Below are 18371 nucleotides of genomic sequence, written 5' to 3' on the forward strand. Positions count from 1 at the left end.
AATGCAATGGTCAATGGTGAATGGTCAATGGCTCGCGGCATTTAAGTATCACATGACCGGCACCTGCTAACGCAAGACCGGTGGTGGACGAGCATTCGCCGCACAGCCATTTTTGTTTTGACTACACACCTTGCCATTTTGTCTATTTTATGCGGTTATTAGCACCTTATCAAGATAGGAAGTTGGCGCCGGCCTGCATTAGCTGGTGGCTTCTTTTAATTGCAGACTCGATTTTTTGATATCGGCTGTAACGTCGTGAATGATCCTGAATTCATCGGTAAGCGATTTCACTTCCAGCAGCAATCTGCGGGTGTCGGTATCTGTTAATCCCTGTTGTAATTCTTTCTGGCGATTCAACATGAGCGTGGTCACCCGCTTATCGATCTGCTGCCAGTTCGCGGGCCTCGCCGATTCACCGGAAATTTCTTCCCCACTTATAAGCGCTTTGGCAGCGTTCAATTCCGTTTCAATATAATTGATCACCGGTATAAAATCTTTGGTGGCATTGATGGCTGCGAACTGCTGACCGAAATGCGAAAGCGTGGCTATATGGGAAGTAAGCAGGTGGTTAAACACCACAAACTGATGAACCAGGGTCATATTCTTTTGTTGCCATTTTGGCTCGGCCAGCATGCGGGTAAAAGCATCTGATAAATTACCCAGGGCAACAAATGCTTCTTTACGGCTTACGCGGTATTCTGTAGGTAATACCGGTTTGCCCATAAAATTGGCGACTACGGTCTTAAACCAGGCGGTGTTCTTCTCAATAGCGGTGGCAATATAACCGGAGATCTGTTCGTGCTCCCAAACCGGCACCAGCAGTAAATTGGCAATAAAGGCAATGGCCGAGCCAATACTGGTATCGAGCAGGCGGTCGGTAAGCACATTCTTGATGGGGGTATTATAAAGCAACTGAAAGATGAGCAGCACATAAGGCGTCATAAATATAACGCTAAGCATATAATTGGTTCGCAACAGGCTATAGGTTCCCAGCGCCAGCAGCAGCATGATCACGAATAGCACCGTTTTATCTTTTATAAAGTAGAGAATGATCAATCCGGCCACGGCCCCGGCGATGGTCCCGAACAACCTTTCGAAATTCCGTTTTTTAGTGAGGCTGTAGTTGGGTTTTAAGATTACAATGATGGTAAGTAATATCCAGTAGTTGTGCCCCACCTGCAGGTATTGTGAAATAATATAGCCGGCCAGCGTGGCCAGGCTTACCCGCAGAGAATGCCTGAAATAGTTTGATTGAAGGCTCAGGTTATCGGTAAGCACTTTGAAGCTGAAGTCCTGCCGCTGTACAAACTTATCGTAGTCATCGGGTTCAGTAACCGTAGCAGCCTTATGGCGGTAGGAAGTATATAAATGCAGACTGTGAATGCGGTTGGCTATATCTTCTATATTGCTCAGGATATTCCGCAGGGCAATAAAGTATTCCAGGGTCTCGGGCGTTCTTTTTTTATTCCGCATTTCAATATAATAGCGGCGCGTTTCTTTGATGGCATTGGCCAGGGTACTGGTCTCGCGAGACCGGCGGCCGCTTTTTACGGCAATACTGATGTCGTCGAGTTCGGCAGCCAGGAGCATTATAAGTTCCCGGTAGCGGCTCAAGATCTCGGTATCGGCAAATTTTTCGTGCAGTTCCTTGTAGTCGTCGTGGTAGGTGGTTATTATCTTTTCGAACAGATCTACCAGGCTTCTGAAAAGGATCAGCAGGGTGCGGCCGGTATTGGTAGATTCCTTTACGATATAACGGCTTTTAAATAATAGTTCGCGCACCAGTTCCTGTTCCTGGTGAACGATTACCTGCTGCTCGATCATTTGCCGGTAGGCTTTATCGAAGTCGGATGTATTGTCATAAAAGAGCGCGCGAATGCGAACGTAATTGGCGGTAGCCGCTATACATTCGCCCAGGGCTTGCTGCGCCAGGCGATAAGGGGCGAACCGGTGAAGCAATAAACTTAAACCCGTATACCATAAGCCGCCCAGTAAAATGTAGGCTGCCTGAATAAGCACATCCCTGCCCTGGCCAGGATGCCCGATCTGCAATACCATGATCAGCAGGGCCGACACTCCGATGGAAATAGCACGGCTGCCATATACCCCGATCATAGAAAAAACAAAACAAAAAACGGTGATGAGAATACCCAGCATAACAGGGTAGGAGGCGGCCAAACTGGTCAAAGAAGCTACTACCACCAGAAACAACAGGCAAATGAGCATTCCATTGCGGCGGTGGTGAATGGGGCCGGGATTGTCAGTGCCGCTTACACACATGGCACCAAGCGATACTGCCACACCATGGGCCAGCATATCGAAAAAACTGAAAACGACCGCAGGCAGGATCACCCCTGCGGTAATACGTACCCCGGAACTTAAATAGTAACTGTACAGAAAGCTTTTATACTTCTTCAGATAGTCCATGGTTGATTAAAGTACGTATTTTTTAACGGGTGTAATGGGCAAAAAGTTGAAATTAAACGATCTGGTAATGGCAATAGTATACGCTTCTCTTTTAAACACATAGCCGCCCGAATTGATTTTTGATAAATTCTTGGGTCCCTTTTAAAAGTTAGTACAGGCCTGATGCTTTTTTAAACTGCAAAGTTGTAACTTTAAAACGCCAGGATCATCCGCATGACGCGGACACTGCTCTCCCCAACAATTTTTTATCAGTATATACCTGCTATAATTTTTAAAGCAAATCCGTACGCTTCCATATATACATTGCTGCAAACGTATGTTCGTATGTTACCCACCTTATTCGCTAAATCCTTTCCCTTATATGTACAACATATGCCACGTTTTTGCATGTGTGCGAAAAAATTGGTGCATTTTTTTATGGTTTTAGACGGTAGCAAACTGGCATTATTATTTTAGCCAATTTAAAAACGTAAGCGTACATCATTTTTTAAGACCCTTCCCAGACCTGCCCAGATAACAACCTAACCACTCCCTCCTGACCGTGCAAGCCAGATTCGGATATTGATGACATATATAACGGTAATGTAGCAGGCCCTCACCAACTATGAAAATGAAAATCATTTGGTCATGTTTAAAATTCAAAACTATGGAGCTGGAAGAACCTGTTTTAAAAATTCTACGCAAGAAGTACCAACCCTCTTCATTCATTGAAACGCATTGCAATCACTACGACCTGGCATTTAAAACCGACAGAGAGGGGGATGCCATTGTATTGCTGCTTGGCCGGAAGGATAATACCGGCCAGATCAAAGGCGAACGCTTTACAAGGCGGCTCCGGCAAATGTCAGATGGCAGGATTGTGAAAGAGTATTGGGAACACAAGGGCAAAGCAAGCTGAGCAGGATGGGCCTTATTTTAGAAAGGCAAATTCTACACGATCCGTACCCTTCCTTTTATTTAAAAGCCATGATGTTTTAATTGTAGGATCCACATCTCATTTTATTTCAACCACTCATAAAAACTACCACCAGTTAGTTTTCTTTTATTCAACAACGGCCCATTCTTTGTACGGATAGTGACAACATGTTATCCGTATAAACGCATTCTGCTATATAAGCCAGGGGCGTTCCTTTTGAAAAATAATATACAATGAAATTCTGTTTTGGCCTGTTTATGCTGGTTATTGTAGCCTGCAAAGTTCCTGCACCAGCACCCTTACCCGAAACAACCGATAGTGGTTTTTCCCGCGATACCCCATTTACAACAACTGTTATTGAAAGCGAGGAACAGGACACGCCTACGTCCTTTGTTCCGGGTTATTATACCGGAATAATACCCTGTGCCGATTGCCGTAATATCAGTCGCAGGGCGCTTTTTTTAGCGGATTTTAGCTTTCATTTGAAAGATGAATTCCTTGGAAAAGAGGCCGCTCCAGTGGAGATCGAAGGTCGCTGGTTAACCACTAACGATCAGTTGCAATTGCTGGTGAACAATGTGGTTATGAAGCGATTTGCGGTGACCAGTAAAGGCTTACATGAATTAAGTAATAGCGGCGCCCCGCTGGCGTTGTACCAAAACAGTTATCTTAACCGGAAGATGATCGGCGCTGATAATATAGCCTGGATGGAAAAGAAGGCGGAAGGCATTGATTTTTTTGCCCTGGGGAATGAACCCTTCTGGTTAATGGAGATGGATAAAGAAAAAGACATCAGCTTTTTACAGGTAGATAGTAGTCAACCTGCCGTATTTCCCTATGTGGAGGCGCAGCAACAAAACGGGCAATATATTATCAACACTTTACGCGGTACCGATTCCCTGGAAATAGCTATTACTCCACAATTCTGCAGCGACGGCATGAGCGATAACTGGTATGAATACAAGGTGGCGTTGAAGTATAATGGCAAAGCTTACAGTGGCTGTGGCGTGAGGTTGAATGGGTTGCCAGGCCCCAAGGCCCCTTAGTGACTTATAAACTGCATATGTAGTTGTTACAACGGCCGGCTTTCGCCGGGGTCTTCCCGTTCATGCAAATGCGCCACATCTTTAAGAATGGTCATTTCATCTTCAGGCGTTGGATCACCCCCACGTAAGGAACGGTAATATGCCTGGCCGGCTGCTATGGCCGCTTCGCGGTCATCGCCTGCCAGGGCTGCATCATATTTATCTCTTAGCAGTTTTAATGCATCGCTTTTATTTAAATAGCCAACGGAGATGAAAATAATAAGCAGCAATCCAAACGACAGAAACAATATTTTCTCTGTAAGGCTCATCCGTGCGGGTTGTTTTGATAAAGGTACTGGGTAAAAAGAAAGGGCCGACTAAAAATCGTTAGTCGGCCCTCACACACTTTTTATTAGCTGTTAATATTCACTTGCTTTAGAAGCATCCACCTGTTCAACACTGTCTTCGGCATTGGCCGGCCGCATTTTGGTCCAGTCGGGTAATGAATCGGTGACCACACCGTCTGGTTTCACAAAGGCCATCCTGCTATCGAGCCCGAGGGTTTTGTCTTTTACACAACTTGCATAAAATAATGCCCAAACGGGTAAGGCCAACGAAGAACCCTGGCCCACTGCCGTGCTGCTGAAGCGAATGAAACGGTCATCGCATCCCGTCCATACCCCACACAATAATTGGGGTGTATAACCCATAAACCAGGCATCACTGTTATCGTTGGTGGTACCTGTTTTACCGGCAACATTCGAAATGTTTATGCCGTAGCTGGCAGCGCGCCGGCCGGTACCGAATTTCATAACGCCCTGCATCATGTTAATAACGTTATAAGAGGTCACTGCGCTGATCACTTCTTTGCGTTCGGCCGTAAATGATTGCAAAATGTTACCATTCTTATCTTCAATACGGGTGATATACATTGGTTTTACCGAAAAACCGCCGGAGGGGAACATGCTGTATGCATGCATCATTTCATACAGCGAAGTTTCACCACTACCCAGGCAAATGGCTGGTACCGGTTCAATATTTGTTTGCACGCCAACATTCTTCAGGAATTCAACAAAGCGTACGGCTGCATCATTGCCCTTATTGCCTAATTGCTTCATGATATAGGCGGTAGCACAGTTGCGCGATTGGGCCAGGGCCTCTGCCATGGGCACGGTTTGATTAGAGCAGGAAGCGGTTGTGGCGGGTACATTCCCAAATCCTTCAAAATGCTGCTGTACATCTTCCACCGGCGTGTTGGGGGTAAAGCCACCGTTCTCAATGGCCAGTCCATACAATAAGGGTTTGATCGTACTGCCTACCTGGCGTTTGGTATTGAGGTTTACGTGATCGAATTTAAATGTCTTGAAATCGATACCGCCCACCCATGCTTTAATGGCGCCGGTTTGCGGATCCATGGCCATGAAACCGGCCTGCAAGATGGCGCGGCTATATTTAATACTGTCATAAGGCGTCATTACCGTATCAATCTCCCGCTTTTCGTTCCACGCAAAAACGCTCATGTCGGTTTTTACAAAAAATGATTTGCGGATCTCATCATCACTGATGCCTTCTTTTTTCATGTTCTTCCAGCGATCGCTTTGTTTCATCGCTGCTTCCAGCACATTTTCATGTTCCTTCCATACGGCGCCGCTCTTAACGTTCTTTTGCGCCACCAGTATCTTCTGCATCTTGCTGATGTGTTTGGCCACGGCTTCTTCAGCATACTGTTGCATGCGGGGATTGATGGTGGTATAAATTTTCAATCCATCTTTATATAAATTATAAGGCTTGCCTGTAGCGGGGTTCTCATGCTCTTTGCACCATTTCTTTAATTCTTCGCCCAAAACGCCGCGGAAATAAGGCGCCAGGCCGGTATTTTCGTTCAGTTTTCTATAATTCAATTTAATCGGCTCTTTACCCAATGCAGCGGCTTCTGCAGGAGTGAGGTAGCCATTGCGAACCATTTGCTGCAGCACCACATTCCTTCTTTCTTTTGATCTTTCAGGGTGCTTACGCGGATTGTATATCTGGTTGCCTTTTAACATACCCACAAGTACAGCTGCTTCTGAAGTAGAAAGCTCACCTGGCGCTTTTTGAAAAAATGTATAGGCTGCATTCCTGATGCCATACACATTATCGCTGAAGGCAACGGTATTTAAATACAGGGTTATGATCTCTTCCTTTGAAAAATTGCGTTCGAGTTTAACCGCAATGATAGCTTCCTTCAGCTTTTGCGTCATGCGGGTGAAAATACTGCTCGTACTCCAGTCTTCGGTAAAGAGGTTCTTGGCCGTTTGCATCGTGATGGTACTGGCGCCACCGCTGGTTCCAAATGATGCCAGCGACCGCATCAGCGACCGTCCGTCGATGCCATTGTGTTTAAAAAAACGTTCATCCTCGGTGGCCACGAGGGCATTCATCACCTGTGGACTGATCTCCTTATATTCAACATTAATACGGTCTTCGATCAGGTATTTACCAATGAGGCTGCCGTCTTCGGCATATACCTGGCTGGCAATAAGCGCAGTGGGATTTGATAACTCTTTAATGGAAGGCATTTTGCCCAATAAACCGATGTTGGCAGAAACAATAAGCAGAACACCTAATAGCAGTCCGCTGAAAAAGACCCACCAGAAGATTTTTATTCCTTTTTTCATAGATCAGAGATTAATAATTGGCCGGCACTGGTTGAATGTTAAAAAAGCTAATATATGGTACAGCGATAAAAATAGTAATAAGCCCTATTATTTTCAAATTATACCATTCAGCAGGAGGCATTGGCTGATGGAATTAACATTTATAATAAACGAAAACCGGCAGGCTGCTTCCTGTAGAAGAGCGACCTGCCGGCTGCATATTTATAACCAATCTTTTAGCTATGGTTCTTTGGCGGTGTGCGTCCCTGACTTTTTTTGCGTTTAAGCGTTTACCGTTTTTTGTCTCGATGACATCAGCGCTTTGTTTTTTACAGCAGCAGATGCATCCGTCGCCGATCCTTGTTCTTTGCGGTATTTAGCCAGGTTTATCAGCAATACGCTTAAGAGGATCACTGCCAGCCCGGCTATTTGTAGAATGGTCATGTGTTCACCGGCGAAAAAGACGCCTAAGAGAACAGCCACTACCGGGTTTACATAAGCATAGGTACTTACCTGTGTGGCGGGGCGCACCTGCAATAACCATACATAAGCACTGAAGCCTGCCAGTGAACCCATGGTGATGAGGTATATCAGCGAAAACCAGGAACTGGCTGTAACTTCCTGCAATTGAAAGCCACTCCACTCGTCATTTAGAAAGCTACCGGGCAAAAACGCCAAACCCGCCGCCAGCATTTGCCAGGCCGTATTAACGGTTGCTGAAGTAGATGTTGATTTGTACTTGCTATATAGTGAACCGCCGGCCCAGCTCATGGCGCCGATGATCAGTACGATCAAACCGATGACCTCATGGCCTTTACCTGCGCCCAGGGCTTTGCTGGCCTGTTCGCTGAACAGGAGGATCACGCCAATAAATCCTACGATCAATCCGATGATCGTGGGGCGGCTGGTAAGGTTCTCCTTCCATTTGGGTTTATCCAGCACAACGAACCAGATGGGGGCCGATGAAACGAGTACGGCTACCAGTGAGCTGGCGAGTGACTGTTCGGCCCAGATAACGGCGCCATTGCCAATGAATAACATCAGAAAGCCGCTGACCAAGGCCGGTTTTATGTGCGACCAGTTAAATAACTTTTCTCCCCGTAAAGCGCCCCAGCCCAGTAATAATCCACCCGCAATAATGAAACGGATAGCACCCAGGATAAAAGGCGGAAAATGTTCAATGGCGCGTTGTATGAAAAAATACGTTGAGCCCCACACGAGGTATACCGTGGCAAAGGCAATTACGACCATTACAGGAGAAGCGTTTTTCTTTGCAGGAATCGACATACACTTAAATTTTAGGAATCACCAATTGTTGTTGCTCTTTCACGGTTTCCAGCACGATGGTTGTCTTCGTGGATGCTATGTTAGGGATCTTTTGCAGCTGGTTGCGCATAAGGGTCATCAGCGAGGAAGAATCAGCGGTACGAACTTTAATTAGGTAACAATCTTCACCGGCAATATGATGTACTTCCTGCACTTCAGGAATAGCCGCTAATGCCTGGGCGGTATTGCTGCTGCAGGTAAAACCTTCCGAAGAACGGATAAAAATAAATGCCAGCAATTTTTGCTGAATAGTGGCTGGATTGATCTGGGTCGTGTACCCCTGGATCACTTTTTTCTGCTCCAGCTTTTTTACCCGCTCTAACACGGCAGAAGGAGCCATGTTTAATTCGCGGGCCAGATCGGCATTTGAAATGCGGGCATTGGCCTGCATGCGATCAAGGATCTGTAAGTCGGTATTATCTAAAACAACATCCATTCCGATGAATTTTCTGTAAAAGTAGTGTATTTCTGAATAAAATTCTGACAACACGAATGTTTTAAGAAATTTATCGTAAATTTGCTCGGTGTTACCGAATATTTGTCGGCAAAAGGTTGTTATTAACTGAGTTACAAATGATTATGGAATAACGGGCGTTAATAAGCGCATACGAAGGGATTTGTGTGTCGGCGGTTTTCGGTGGCGTTTTACGTTATCAGTAAAGATGTGGCCATGAAAAAAGGGAAAGTCATCTGTTGCAGGATGACTTTTTGTTTTATAAAATATTCCTAATTCTGCTTCATGCAGTTGCGGCAGATACGTTTTATAGTAAACATTTCGTTATATTGAACACTTCCTGAGGCGGAATTCGATTTTCTGCAGCTTTTGTAACTTTACAGATTAAAATTGAATTTATGTCACTGTTTAACACGAATAAGAATAAAGACAAAAAGAAAGGCAACCCTGCTACAGGCAAACAATCTCCCATTCCCAGCAAAGGAAAAAGTAACAGTAAAGGCGCTGCTAAATCAACAAGGGTGGCCGGTCGTGCCCAGCGCGGTTCCTAATTAATTTTCACATATGGTTATCAATGTACCCGGCTTCCTGGGGCCTAAGGGTTAATGCATTTATCTTGAACCTTTTCTGGTAAATGTGAAAAAGTACGGTTTTATGGCCTGGCAAACGAGGGCCATTCCGGCATAGTTGTTGGGAAATTACCGTATTCATTACATTTAAAAGGAGGGTTCAATAATGAAAGCCAAAAAGCATGCAACGAGAACCGAGGAGTTTGAAATGGTGGTAGATGAAATTCCGTTTTTTGTAAAAGCCACTTCATTTCAAACCTACACAAGCGAAACACAATACCGGGTAAGTGTAAATGGAAGTCCTGTGTACATTTTTGGATGGCATCCGGTACAGAAACGATTAACTGCCATTGACCGGGGTGCTGCCGCTTATACGATTCCGCCACATGTAGCTGAAGCTATTGGCGACCAGATCCATCACCGAATGGCAGCCTGAACGAAAATTATAATTAAAAAAACAATTGAAGTCCCGATTTAAGATCGGGGCTTTTTTTATTGCAGGAATTAATTAACTTTCCGAATAATATATTACTCCGGAATATAACGGTATGGGGTATAGTACAATCTTTCTGCAACCGGGTATATTCCAAAGAGCCGCATCCGAATTAGACCCTTCGACTGAAACGGTTGTTATTTCAATCTATTAGTAAAATACAATTATGCAAACATAATTGACATTTAATCTATGCAGTCCTATATTAACCATCTTCTTTCGGATATTGCCGAAGCGTGCCGGGAAGAACAAACTTACTCAGCTGCATCGGGTGAAAATGATCTGGAAGCCATTGAGCGCTATTTTGAGGAAGTAGAACGCTGGCTGGAAAATGAACCTGAGCATGATTTCAGCTACTATTGCGGTTTGCAGAAAGAGCAATTTCCCCCGGTGGAAAAATTAACTCCGGTGCAAATGGAGGCCCTGAGCCTGGCTTTTGAAAAGTTGTTATTCACCTGGAATATTGGGGTAGAAATGCCCGATAAATTACCCATTCCCCAAAAATACAGCCTGCTGATCAGTGTGCTCGAGAAGAAAGTAGCCATTGTAGAAAACGGTTTCGAGACCATTGAATTCTGCTCATACGACCCGCCTTCCTGCCCCTTTAATGAATGGTGCACCTGTAAAGAACTGGGGCTTAAAGACCACTACGATGATGATGATGGAGAAGATGACTGTTAAAAAATTGTGTAGTAACATTTTTAGAAAATGACAATGGTAAACATACCTTTGATGACGACAATAAGAAAATATTAATTATGGATATCAGCGGCAAAATTGTGCAATTTTTACCGGTTCAATCTGGCCAGGGAAAAAACGGAACCTGGAAAAAGCAGGAGTTTATCCTGGAAACCGGCGACACTTATCCTAAAAAAGTATGTATCGCTGTGTGGGGCGATAAAATAGATATGGGAAGTTTTAAACCCGGCGATCTGGTGGATGTTTCCTTTGATGTGGAAAGCCGCGAATATAATGGCCGTTGGTACACGGATGTAAAAGCCTGGAAAATGGTTGCTAAAAAAGCGGGTGGCGCAGTGCCCGATAATAACGGTTATAATAACAATCTGCCCGGAACATTTGAAACAACGACTTCGGCCGGCGACGACGATCTGCCATTTTAAATTATCGTTATAAAAGATCAGCGGAGACAGTTCAATAACTATCTCCGCTTTTTTTATACTGAGAACCGTCCTTGCTGATTACTGAATAACGAGGTTGTATTTCTTAGCCTGTTGCCTGATTATTTTTTCAATTTCACTTTCTAGTGTCGGCTCATGGCCCTTTGTTGTGCTGCGTGTTTTTTCAGTGGCAATAAAAGCCTCTCTTTTTGCTGAAACCGTGGCGATCTCTTTTTGAATGGCCGTGCGTTCCTGGCTTTTCGTTGTTACGATCTGTTTTATTTCAGCACGGCTTTTTGTTTTCAACGAATCGGGCAGGGTAGCCAGTTCCACTTTCTCCAGAATGGCCGGGTCGCTCTGACTGGCATCCACCAGGTCCCAACTGGAATTATTATACAATTGTTTTTTCCCTTTTACAGCAACCCGTTTGGCCGCCGCCGATTTATTCATGCTGTAATTCAGGTTGTCAACCTCAGCCTGTTTTGAAGAAGCTTCTTTTCCTGAACGGCCATAGCCAATATAAGTACTGTTCAACCGGTTGTTCAACGCAAACAATTCATTGTCGTACGGAGTAGGAATATCAACCATTTCTGCGTTCTGATTGATATTGGTAAAGCTGCCGCCGCCACACTCACCACCGAGGTTCCAGTGTTCGCGAATGCCCTGGTTTCTGTCGCCACAATAAATGGTGTTAATGATCACCCCTTTCTTTTTGGCTTCTGCACAGGCTTTTGTATAAGAGATATCGCCCTGTAAAAAATCTTCATTACCGGCAATAAAGATCACTTTATAGTTATCCGGATTGCTGTCCCACTCGAGGTTCGTGAGGGACGTATACATTACATGCCCGCAGTATTCATCGCCGCCATTGGTGGTTAACCTGAACAAATTGCGTGAAACTTCATCGAGGTCCTTCGTGAAATAATTGATCTGTTTCACATAACCGGTGCGTGCATCATTGGCGGGCCGGCCATATTCATACAAGGCAAGTTCAATCTCGGGGGCAGCATCATTACAGGTGGCTTTTCCCAATACGCTGACCATATTCCATAATTGGGCCTTTGCCTGGCCAATAAGTCCGTCCATGCTATTGCTTACATCCAGCAAGACGGCAACCTGTATTTTCTTAGGGGCAAAAGCCGTTGGCGACCTTGTAACTTCAACCGGTTTTTTAGAGTACATGAAAGTCGTGGCGCCCAAAATCAACAGGCAGCTGCCAAACAGCTTGTTCAGGGTGTTCATAAAGAGTTGTTTTATACAGGATGCGTTCTCATTTTCATTTGCATAAGTGGAAGGTGAGCAGCCGGCTGTTTTTAGATTATTTTAACAAATGCAGCTGAACGGTGGAGCGCCTGTGATATTGGGTAGTTTGCTTACTTTAGCGGGGTGACTGATATACACAAAATAGCTTTCAAGAATACGCTGAAACTGGCTGCTCAACAACTCATTGAGCAACGTATAGCGGCTGCCAAAACCATTATTGATAATGCCCAGGAAGCGGCGAATAATGAGGATAAAAGTTCTGCAGGAGATAAATACGAAACAGCGAGGGCGATGAACCAGCTGGAAAAAGAGATGCATTCAAAACAACTGGCCCAGCAATTAAAGGAATTGGCTTTGTTGCATGAGGTTAAGACAGATATTGTTTATACCGCGGCTGTTACAGGCGCTTGTATCGAATGCAAGGATCTGATCTTTTTCCTTGGAGCCGGTTTAGGCAAACAAATAATAGATGGCAGGCCGGTGATCTTTCTTTCACCCATGGCCCCGCTGGCAAAGCTGCTGCTTAACAAAAGGGCAGGCGACCGTTTTGTTTTTAATGGAAATGAAACTGTCATAGAAACCGTTTATTGAGTTGTGGCACAGTTCTCTTGCATTATATGGGAAGTGCGCATTCTACACATCTTTCCCGGGTAATCTTTTTCCTTTTATATTGCGGTCAAATTCATTTGTAAATAATGGCAACAACTAAGATTACAGTCAACAGCAATGGTTCATTACGGGTAGAAGGTGATTTTGAGATCGTAGATAAAAATGGAAATGTGTACGACCTCGGCGGCCGCGAAGTAATTTCAATTTGCCGTTGTGGTATGTCGCAAAATAAACCATTTTGCGATGGTTCTCATAAAGGTCATTTCGAACATGAAGCGGTAGCTTTTAGTTTACCACCGAAAAAAATGTAGGAGATCTGTTTTGAAACAGGAAGGTGAAAGTGCATGTAAGGACACTACTTCAAAAGCCATGCACGGCTAGTCTGCGCTCGTACTAACCTGTTTCAACTCTTCAAAAATACCGGTCTGGCGGTTTTTGCGTACGTTATCCCAGTTAAAATACCGGCCATTCATGGCAACATACACGCCGGGTGGCAGGGATTGAACAAAGGCCAGCGCGCTGCCCAGGTTAAACAGACCGTCGGAGCTACCGAATTTAATAGGGATCATGGCGCCGGTCAACACGATGGTCTTGCCGGTAACTTTTTTGGCCAGTACACGGGCGGTCTCAGCCATGGTATCTGTGCCGTGCGTAATAACGATCTTATCTTCATTGCATAACTGGCATTCTTCTGCAATATAGTTGCGGTGTTCAGCAGTCATTTCAAGGCTATCGATCATCATGAGGGTCTTGATGTTAACTGCCAGGCGGCTTCTTCCCAATGTAAGCAGTTCATTCATGTGGGTGTCCTTAAAATACAACTCCCCGTTCAGCTCATTGTATTCCTTATCGAAAGTACCCCCAGTAATTAAGATGCGGATTGCCATGTTGCCTTGATTGATGATACAAAGATATTAGGTATAATCAACTATAACCCTATTAAAACCAGTGATTCACAAGAAATTGAATATGTAAATCTTCGTTCGAGAATCCTTAAAAAACATTCACCGTTACGGTAAAAGCCGTGGATATTATTTAATGGGATGCTTCATTCGAAAATGTTATAATCGGCCGGAAATCGCAGGTTTTTACCGGTTTTCAAGCTTCGTGGTTATTTTTGCTGCACCCAAATACATTCTGGATGAAGATTCTAATCGTTGAGGACGAGGCTGCATTGGCAAGTATGCTTAATAAGGGACTGAAAGAGGCTGGAAATGAGGTTACAGTGGCGCCGGATGGGCTGATTGGTCATGAAATGGCGACGAAGAACCAGTTCGACGTGATCATTCTCGACATTATGCTGCCAGGCCTGAATGGCATGCAATTATGCAAACAATTGCGCCGTCAGCAGATCGACACCCCCATCCTGATGCTGACTGCCCTTGGCACAACAGAGAACATTGTGGCCGGCCTCGACAGTGGCGCCGATGACTACCTGGTAAAACCATTTCATTTTGCCGAGCTGGAAGCACGCATCAGAACATTGGTGCGGCGAAAGACCCCGGGCAATAATGGCCAGAGTGATCTGCTGCAAATAGGAAATCTTACGCTGAATACCAGTACCCGCGCGGCCACTTTAAATGGCGAACCGGTGAACCTTACCGCTACTGAGTACCGCCTGCTCGAATTTATGTTATTGAATCGCGGACGGGTACTGACCCGCATGGAGCTGCTCGAAAATGTGTGGGGAATAGATTTTAACATGAGCACCAATGTAGTGGATGTTTATGTGAATTACCTGCGCAAGAAAATAGATTCCAATCCTTCGCAGAAACTGATCCATACCATGATAGGCATGGGTTACATTCTTAAAGAAGATAAAAAAAGCTAATACCGTTGAAGATCCAAACACAAACCGCATTGCTTTTTACCGTGCTCACCGCCTTGCTGATCCTTTTCCTGAGCTTTACCACCTATTATTTCGTAAGCCGGTTTGCATCTAACGATTTCCTTAAACGCCTTGAACTGCGGGTAAGGGTAGCTGCCAAGCTGCGTTTTGAACAGAATAAAGTATCTACGGCCACTTACCATGAATTGCGGCGCCAGTACCTCGAGGTGCTGCCCAAAGAACAGGAATACCTGCTCACCTGGGATTCAGCTGCCAATACCATTGAACCTAAAGTGACCGGACTGCCGCAATCATTTTACTGGCGCGTAATAGAAGGGCAGGGGAAGACCATATACATAGAAAAGAACAAGGTGCATTATGCAGGTATCTTATATCATGACGATGGCAAAAAATACCTGGTGATAAAATCAGCCGTAAACGAATATGCGAACCGGTTATTATATACCCTGGCCCGGGCGAAGGTAGCCACCTTTATCGTGGGGGTCTTACTGGTATTCACCGTGGGCATTTTCTTCAGCCGTAAAACCTTTCAACCATTGCGCCAGCTGATCATGAAAGTGCAGGACATCAGTGCACATAACCTGCACCTGCGGCTGGAAACGAATAAGGGAAAGGATGAAATGACGGAGCTGGCGCATACATTCAATACCATGCTCGACCGCCTTCAAACGGCTTTTGAAACCCAGAACAATTTTGTAAGCAACGCGTCGCATGAATTACGCACACCGCTTACCACTATTATGGGCGAAGCCGACATTGCGCTGAAAAAAGCCCGCACCAACGAAGAATACCGGCAAAGCTTACAGGTGATCCTGAACGAAGCGGGTAAACTCGATCACCTTACCAGCAGCCTGCTCGCGCTTGCCCAAAGCGGTTTCGATGGCAAGAAACAACGCCGCAGCCTGGTTAGAATGGATGAATTATTATGTGAAGTAAAACAGGCAGTAGATGAGCTGGATCCCAAAAACCAGGTTCAATTACATTTTGGCGAACTGCCCCTCAACGAACAGGAGCTTTCAGTGGAAGGCAATTACCATTTATTGAAACTGGCCGTTACCAATATTGTCATGAACGCCTGTAAGTATAGCAATGACCGCCCCGTACAACTTTCCCTGCAGGCTGTAAAGCAAAAGATCAGGATAGGAATAGTAGACCAGGGCATTGGTATTCCCGCCTCTGAACTTAAATATGTGTTCGATCCTTTTTACCGGGCCTCCAATACAAACCGTTTCGAGGGTTATGGCATCGGACTGCCCCTGGCACGTAATATAGTACGGCTGCATAAGGGTGAGTTGGTAATAAAGTCGGAAGAAGGAAGGGGAACCACTGTGGAGATCATGCTAAATGCAGGGAGCTAATATTTTCTAATCCGATTCTTATTTCCTTTTTAATGCATTCTTAAGTACCTCTTAGGAGCTTCTAATACTATTGTGCAAGCTTTGTATCTGTAAACTTCATTGTTAATTTAATGATTACAGTATGCGCAATGTATTGGTACCCACCGATTTCTCACCTGCCTCATTTGATCTTGCAGAAAAGGCCATTCATACCATGGGCGAGCAGGTTTTAAATATCACCATGTTCCACGCTTTTCAGATGCCTTTTTTTGTGAACGACCTGATAAGAAAACAGCGGCAGCCATACCATGATCTGTTAACAGATGCTTTCAGAAACAACTGCAAACAATTGAAACAGCAATATCCAAAGCAGGTGAACAGCATTGTTTTCAAACATTTATATGGAAACACACCGGCTGTGTTCAGAAATTTCGTAGATGCAAATGATATTGATCTTATTGTATATCCCGATCAATATGACTTCAGGCAGGTGCATCCCGATAGTGTAAACCCCGACCTCATGTTCAAAAAAAGCCGGGTTCCTCTCTTAAGACAATTCAAGTCAAAACGCCGCATTGTTACCCTGCCCGAAATAACAGCAGTAGAAGAAGAAGCAATCGCGCTGTTGAAATTGCTGAATGCAACAAGTTGATCTAAGAACAACGACCACATGCTGCGGGGAACACAATTATTATAATGACTGGCTAAATAACAACTGTAGTTTAATTCAGAACGCTAAATGAACATTTGATGTTACTAAAAAAGAATATACCGATTGGCTATGTGTTTGGAAAAGTTAAGGTAGAACTGATCTTTATACTGTTGTATAGTTTGTCTATTGCCATTATACATGAACTGTTCCTGGTGGTGCCCATCAGTATACCATTGGCGGTGCCGGCTATATTAGGTACGGTCATTTCATTACTGCTGGGTTTCAGAAGTAACCAGGCATATGATCGCTGGTGGGAGGCACGGCAAGTATGGGGCGCCATTGTGAACGATTCGCGTACCCTTGCACGGCAGATACTCAGTTTTACTGAAAGTCAATATGAAGAAGATGAAGTGCATCAACTGCGGCAACGCATGATCCGCAGGCAGATCGCGTGGAATTACGCCCTGGGACAAAGCCTTCGCCGTTTGAATGCAACGGCCGGACTGGAGAAATTCCTCAGCCGTAAAGACCTGGAACATTGCAGCCGCTTCAGTAATGTACCTATGGCTTTGATCGATCAGCAGGCGCGTGACATGCGCCGTGCCCTGGAAGAGGGGTATATAAACCGTTACCAGCAGATCGAGATCGACCGTACCCTCACCCGTTTTTGCGATAACATGGGAAAATGTGAACGCATAAAGAATACCGTATTCCCGGCTACATATAGTTTATATATCCATTTTTCATTGATGTTATTTATCAGCATGCTTCCTTTTGGCGTGATCGATTATTTCGGTTTCCTGGAAGTGCCTTTGGTAGTAGCCATCAGCGCTTGTTTCTTACTGATAGAAAAGATGGCGATCCACTTACAGGATCCATTTGAGAATAAACCAACTGATACCCCGATGACGGCCATTGCAAGGACGATAGAAAAAGATCTGAAGCAACTGCTGCACGATCAGGATCTGCCCGAAGACAAGCGCCAGGAGAATTATTATTATATAATGTAAGCTGAGAGTAAAATTGAGTTTGTTGTTTTGTAAAAAAAGAAAATATTCATCGATGTTTTTTTGTTATCAATATTCTTACTAGCTTTGCTCTATGATTCGCACTACCTCATATTTACTGTCATTATCACTCAGTTGCTATAGCAACGAGCTGAAGGGCAGTTATGTTCCTGCGAATAAGAGTTAAGAAATAATTACACTTATATACGCATAAGCCCTTCAGGTAAACACTTGAAGGGCTTTTTGTTTTTAGCCCCTTAGCCCAATGGGAGAGGCTGCTGTCTTAGAAACAGTATAGTGTGAGTTCGAGTCTCACAGGGGCTACTGCTATGCCTGGCCGTGTGGTTTCAACAGGAAGGAGAGTAGGCAGATATTGGTTTGCTGCGGCATCCTGCTAAGATGTTTCTCATTTAACGATGGGATGAAGGTTCGATTCCTTTGCTCTCCGCAAGAAATGCTGCATCCGCAACTGGCGGATACAGCGTAAAACAAATTGATATTTCATGGGGCGTCGGTAACGATGGCGGCGTTACACCAGACTGTAAATCTGGTACATCCGAAACACAGGGAGTTCGAATCTCTCACGCCCTACTTTTTAAATGATGCTAATAGTAGCTTATTACTTGCGGAACATCGCTTTGCTGAAGCTGCTTGAGTAATCAACAAAAAGGCGATTACAACTATCGTTAA

Annotated in this window: 19 protein-coding genes and 3 tRNA genes; 15 read left to right on the top strand and 7 right to left on the bottom strand. The window is 44.7% G+C overall.

Annotated elements, in window-relative coordinates; translation table 11 throughout:
• Nucleotides 1–198: 198 nt before the first annotated feature.
• Nucleotides 199–2427 carry an FUSC family protein gene (locus tag JT717_RS00440; protein ID WP_205508094.1) on the bottom strand — a complete coding sequence of 743 codons (2229 nt, stop codon included), beginning with the start codon at nucleotides 2425–2427 and terminating at the stop codon, nucleotides 199–201.
• A gap of 646 nt (nucleotides 2428–3073) precedes the next feature.
• Between JT717_RS00440 and JT717_RS00445 the strand changes: the two genes are divergently transcribed.
• Nucleotides 3074–3325 (top strand): hypothetical protein, encoded by a 252-nt coding sequence (locus JT717_RS00445; RefSeq protein WP_205508097.1) that lies wholly within the window; start codon nucleotides 3074–3076, stop codon nucleotides 3323–3325.
• Between the two features lie 251 nt (nucleotides 3326–3576).
• Complete coding sequence (locus JT717_RS00450) at nucleotides 3577–4389, top strand: copper resistance protein NlpE N-terminal domain-containing protein (RefSeq protein ID WP_205508100.1); 813 nt, start codon at nucleotides 3577–3579, stop codon at nucleotides 4387–4389.
• Between the two features lie 26 nt (nucleotides 4390–4415).
• On the opposite strand, the gene JT717_RS00455 is transcribed toward JT717_RS00450, so the two are convergent.
• The 4 genes from JT717_RS00455 to JT717_RS00470 form a co-directional block, all read right to left on the bottom strand.
• The gene (locus JT717_RS00455; protein WP_205508103.1) at nucleotides 4416–4697 is read right to left on the bottom strand and encodes a hypothetical protein; all 282 of its coding nucleotides are present in this window, start codon (nucleotides 4695–4697) and stop codon (nucleotides 4416–4418) included.
• Nucleotides 4698–4787: 90 nt separating this feature from the next.
• Nucleotides 4788–7025, bottom strand: a complete 2238-nt coding sequence (locus JT717_RS00460) for a transglycosylase domain-containing protein (protein ID WP_205508106.1) — start codon at nucleotides 7023–7025, stop codon at nucleotides 4788–4790.
• 261 nt (nucleotides 7026–7286) lie between these two features.
• On the bottom strand, nucleotides 7287–8291 hold the full coding sequence (locus JT717_RS00465; RefSeq protein WP_205508107.1) for an EamA family transporter: 1005 nt from the start codon (nucleotides 8289–8291) through the stop codon (nucleotides 7287–7289).
• A gap of 4 nt (nucleotides 8292–8295) precedes the next feature.
• Nucleotides 8296–8766: an Lrp/AsnC family transcriptional regulator gene (locus tag JT717_RS00470; RefSeq protein ID WP_205508109.1), complete on the bottom strand. Its 471-nt coding sequence runs from the start codon at nucleotides 8764–8766 to the stop codon at nucleotides 8296–8298.
• Between the two features lie 416 nt (nucleotides 8767–9182).
• Here JT717_RS00470 and JT717_RS00475 point away from each other — a divergent pair, with 416 nt between their 5' ends.
• From JT717_RS00475 to JT717_RS00490, 4 genes are all read left to right on the top strand, one after another.
• Nucleotides 9183–9335 carry a hypothetical protein gene (locus tag JT717_RS00475; RefSeq protein ID WP_205508111.1) on the top strand — a complete coding sequence of 51 codons (153 nt, stop codon included), beginning with the start codon at nucleotides 9183–9185 and terminating at the stop codon, nucleotides 9333–9335.
• Between the two features lie 184 nt (nucleotides 9336–9519).
• The gene (locus JT717_RS00480; RefSeq protein WP_205508113.1) at nucleotides 9520–9789 is read left to right on the top strand and encodes a hypothetical protein; all 270 of its coding nucleotides are present in this window, start codon (nucleotides 9520–9522) and stop codon (nucleotides 9787–9789) included.
• A 249-nt stretch (nucleotides 9790–10038) separates the two neighbouring features.
• Complete coding sequence (locus JT717_RS00485; RefSeq protein WP_205508114.1) at nucleotides 10039–10527, top strand: hypothetical protein; 489 nt, start codon at nucleotides 10039–10041, stop codon at nucleotides 10525–10527.
• Between the two features lie 77 nt (nucleotides 10528–10604).
• Nucleotides 10605–10967 carry a DUF3127 domain-containing protein gene (locus JT717_RS00490; protein ID WP_205508116.1) on the top strand — a complete coding sequence of 121 codons (363 nt, stop codon included), beginning with the start codon at nucleotides 10605–10607 and terminating at the stop codon, nucleotides 10965–10967.
• 78 nt (nucleotides 10968–11045) lie between these two features.
• Here the strand turns inward: JT717_RS00490 and JT717_RS00495 are convergent, their stop codons facing one another.
• On the bottom strand, nucleotides 11046–12206 hold the full coding sequence (locus JT717_RS00495) for a vWA domain-containing protein (protein ID WP_205508119.1): 1161 nt from the start codon (nucleotides 12204–12206) through the stop codon (nucleotides 11046–11048).
• A gap of 144 nt (nucleotides 12207–12350) precedes the next feature.
• On the opposite strand from JT717_RS00495, the gene JT717_RS00500 reads away from it, so the two are divergent.
• Both JT717_RS00500 and JT717_RS00505 read left to right on the top strand, forming a co-directional pair.
• A complete protein-coding gene (locus JT717_RS00500) occupies nucleotides 12351–12818 on the top strand; it encodes a hypothetical protein (RefSeq protein WP_205508121.1) in 468 nt (155 codons plus the stop codon).
• Nucleotides 12819–12922: 104 nt separating this feature from the next.
• On the top strand, nucleotides 12923–13147 hold the full coding sequence (locus tag JT717_RS00505; protein ID WP_205508123.1) for a CDGSH iron-sulfur domain-containing protein: 225 nt from the start codon (nucleotides 12923–12925) through the stop codon (nucleotides 13145–13147).
• Nucleotides 13148–13213: 66 nt separating this feature from the next.
• Here the strand turns inward: JT717_RS00505 and JT717_RS00510 are convergent, their stop codons facing one another.
• Nucleotides 13214–13723 carry an asparaginase domain-containing protein gene (locus tag JT717_RS00510; protein WP_205508126.1) on the bottom strand — a complete coding sequence of 170 codons (510 nt, stop codon included), beginning with the start codon at nucleotides 13721–13723 and terminating at the stop codon, nucleotides 13214–13216.
• A 254-nt stretch (nucleotides 13724–13977) separates the two neighbouring features.
• Here JT717_RS00510 and JT717_RS00515 point away from each other — a divergent pair, with 254 nt between their 5' ends.
• From JT717_RS00515 to JT717_RS00545, 7 genes are all read left to right on the top strand, one after another.
• Complete coding sequence (locus tag JT717_RS00515) at nucleotides 13978–14667, top strand: response regulator transcription factor (protein ID WP_205508129.1); 690 nt, start codon at nucleotides 13978–13980, stop codon at nucleotides 14665–14667.
• A 5-nt stretch (nucleotides 14668–14672) separates the two neighbouring features.
• Nucleotides 14673–16043, top strand: a complete 1371-nt coding sequence (locus JT717_RS00520; protein ID WP_205508132.1) for a HAMP domain-containing sensor histidine kinase — start codon at nucleotides 14673–14675, stop codon at nucleotides 16041–16043.
• Nucleotides 16044–16164: 121 nt separating this feature from the next.
• On the top strand, nucleotides 16165–16674 hold the full coding sequence (locus tag JT717_RS00525) for an adenine nucleotide alpha hydrolase family protein (RefSeq protein WP_205508134.1): 510 nt from the start codon (nucleotides 16165–16167) through the stop codon (nucleotides 16672–16674).
• A 98-nt stretch (nucleotides 16675–16772) separates the two neighbouring features.
• Nucleotides 16773–17684: a bestrophin family protein gene (locus tag JT717_RS00530; protein ID WP_205508136.1), complete on the top strand. Its 912-nt coding sequence runs from the start codon at nucleotides 16773–16775 to the stop codon at nucleotides 17682–17684.
• Nucleotides 17685–17932: 248 nt separating this feature from the next.
• Nucleotides 17933–18005, top strand: a tRNA-Leu gene (locus JT717_RS00535).
• 33 nt (nucleotides 18006–18038) lie between these two features.
• A tRNA-Ser gene (locus JT717_RS00540) sits at nucleotides 18039–18129 on the top strand.
• A 57-nt stretch (nucleotides 18130–18186) separates the two neighbouring features.
• Nucleotides 18187–18272 (top strand) — tRNA-Tyr (locus JT717_RS00545).
• Nucleotides 18273–18371 lie beyond the last annotated feature (99 nt).

Origin of the sequence: Longitalea arenae, assembly GCF_016924755.1 — a bacterium.
Classification (GTDB): Bacteria; Bacteroidota; Bacteroidia; order Chitinophagales; family Chitinophagaceae; genus Niastella; species Niastella arenae.

What these genes read in the sequence shown, in the direction of transcription:
- JT717_RS00440 (WP_205508094.1), bottom strand. Translation starts at nt 2,427, where the DNA reads ATGGACTATCTGAAGAAGTATAAAAGCTTTCTGTACAGTTACTATTTA.
- JT717_RS00445 (WP_205508097.1), top strand. Translation starts at nt 3,074, where the DNA reads ATGGAGCTGGAAGAACCTGTTTTAAAAATTCTACGCAAGAAGTACCAA.
- JT717_RS00450 (WP_205508100.1), top strand. Translation starts at nt 3,577, where the DNA reads ATGAAATTCTGTTTTGGCCTGTTTATGCTGGTTATTGTAGCCTGCAAA.
- JT717_RS00455 (WP_205508103.1), bottom strand. Translation starts at nt 4,697, where the DNA reads ATGAGCCTTACAGAGAAAATATTGTTTCTGTCGTTTGGATTGCTGCTT.
- JT717_RS00460 (WP_205508106.1), bottom strand. Translation starts at nt 7,025, where the DNA reads ATGAAAAAAGGAATAAAAATCTTCTGGTGGGTCTTTTTCAGCGGACTG.
- JT717_RS00465 (WP_205508107.1), bottom strand. Translation starts at nt 8,291, where the DNA reads ATGTCGATTCCTGCAAAGAAAAACGCTTCTCCTGTAATGGTCGTAATT.
- JT717_RS00470 (WP_205508109.1), bottom strand. Translation starts at nt 8,766, where the DNA reads ATGGATGTTGTTTTAGATAATACCGACTTACAGATCCTTGATCGCATG.
- JT717_RS00475 (WP_205508111.1), top strand. Translation starts at nt 9,183, where the DNA reads ATGTCACTGTTTAACACGAATAAGAATAAAGACAAAAAGAAAGGCAAC.
- JT717_RS00480 (WP_205508113.1), top strand. Translation starts at nt 9,520, where the DNA reads ATGAAAGCCAAAAAGCATGCAACGAGAACCGAGGAGTTTGAAATGGTG.
- JT717_RS00485 (WP_205508114.1), top strand. Translation starts at nt 10,039, where the DNA reads ATGCAGTCCTATATTAACCATCTTCTTTCGGATATTGCCGAAGCGTGC.
- JT717_RS00490 (WP_205508116.1), top strand. Translation starts at nt 10,605, where the DNA reads ATGGATATCAGCGGCAAAATTGTGCAATTTTTACCGGTTCAATCTGGC.
- JT717_RS00495 (WP_205508119.1), bottom strand. Translation starts at nt 12,206, where the DNA reads ATGAACACCCTGAACAAGCTGTTTGGCAGCTGCCTGTTGATTTTGGGC.
- JT717_RS00505 (WP_205508123.1), top strand. Translation starts at nt 12,923, where the DNA reads ATGGCAACAACTAAGATTACAGTCAACAGCAATGGTTCATTACGGGTA.
- JT717_RS00510 (WP_205508126.1), bottom strand. Translation starts at nt 13,723, where the DNA reads ATGGCAATCCGCATCTTAATTACTGGGGGTACTTTCGATAAGGAATAC.
- JT717_RS00515 (WP_205508129.1), top strand. Translation starts at nt 13,978, where the DNA reads ATGAAGATTCTAATCGTTGAGGACGAGGCTGCATTGGCAAGTATGCTT.
- JT717_RS00525 (WP_205508134.1), top strand. Translation starts at nt 16,165, where the DNA reads ATGCGCAATGTATTGGTACCCACCGATTTCTCACCTGCCTCATTTGAT.
- JT717_RS00530 (WP_205508136.1), top strand. Translation starts at nt 16,773, where the DNA reads ATGTTACTAAAAAAGAATATACCGATTGGCTATGTGTTTGGAAAAGTT.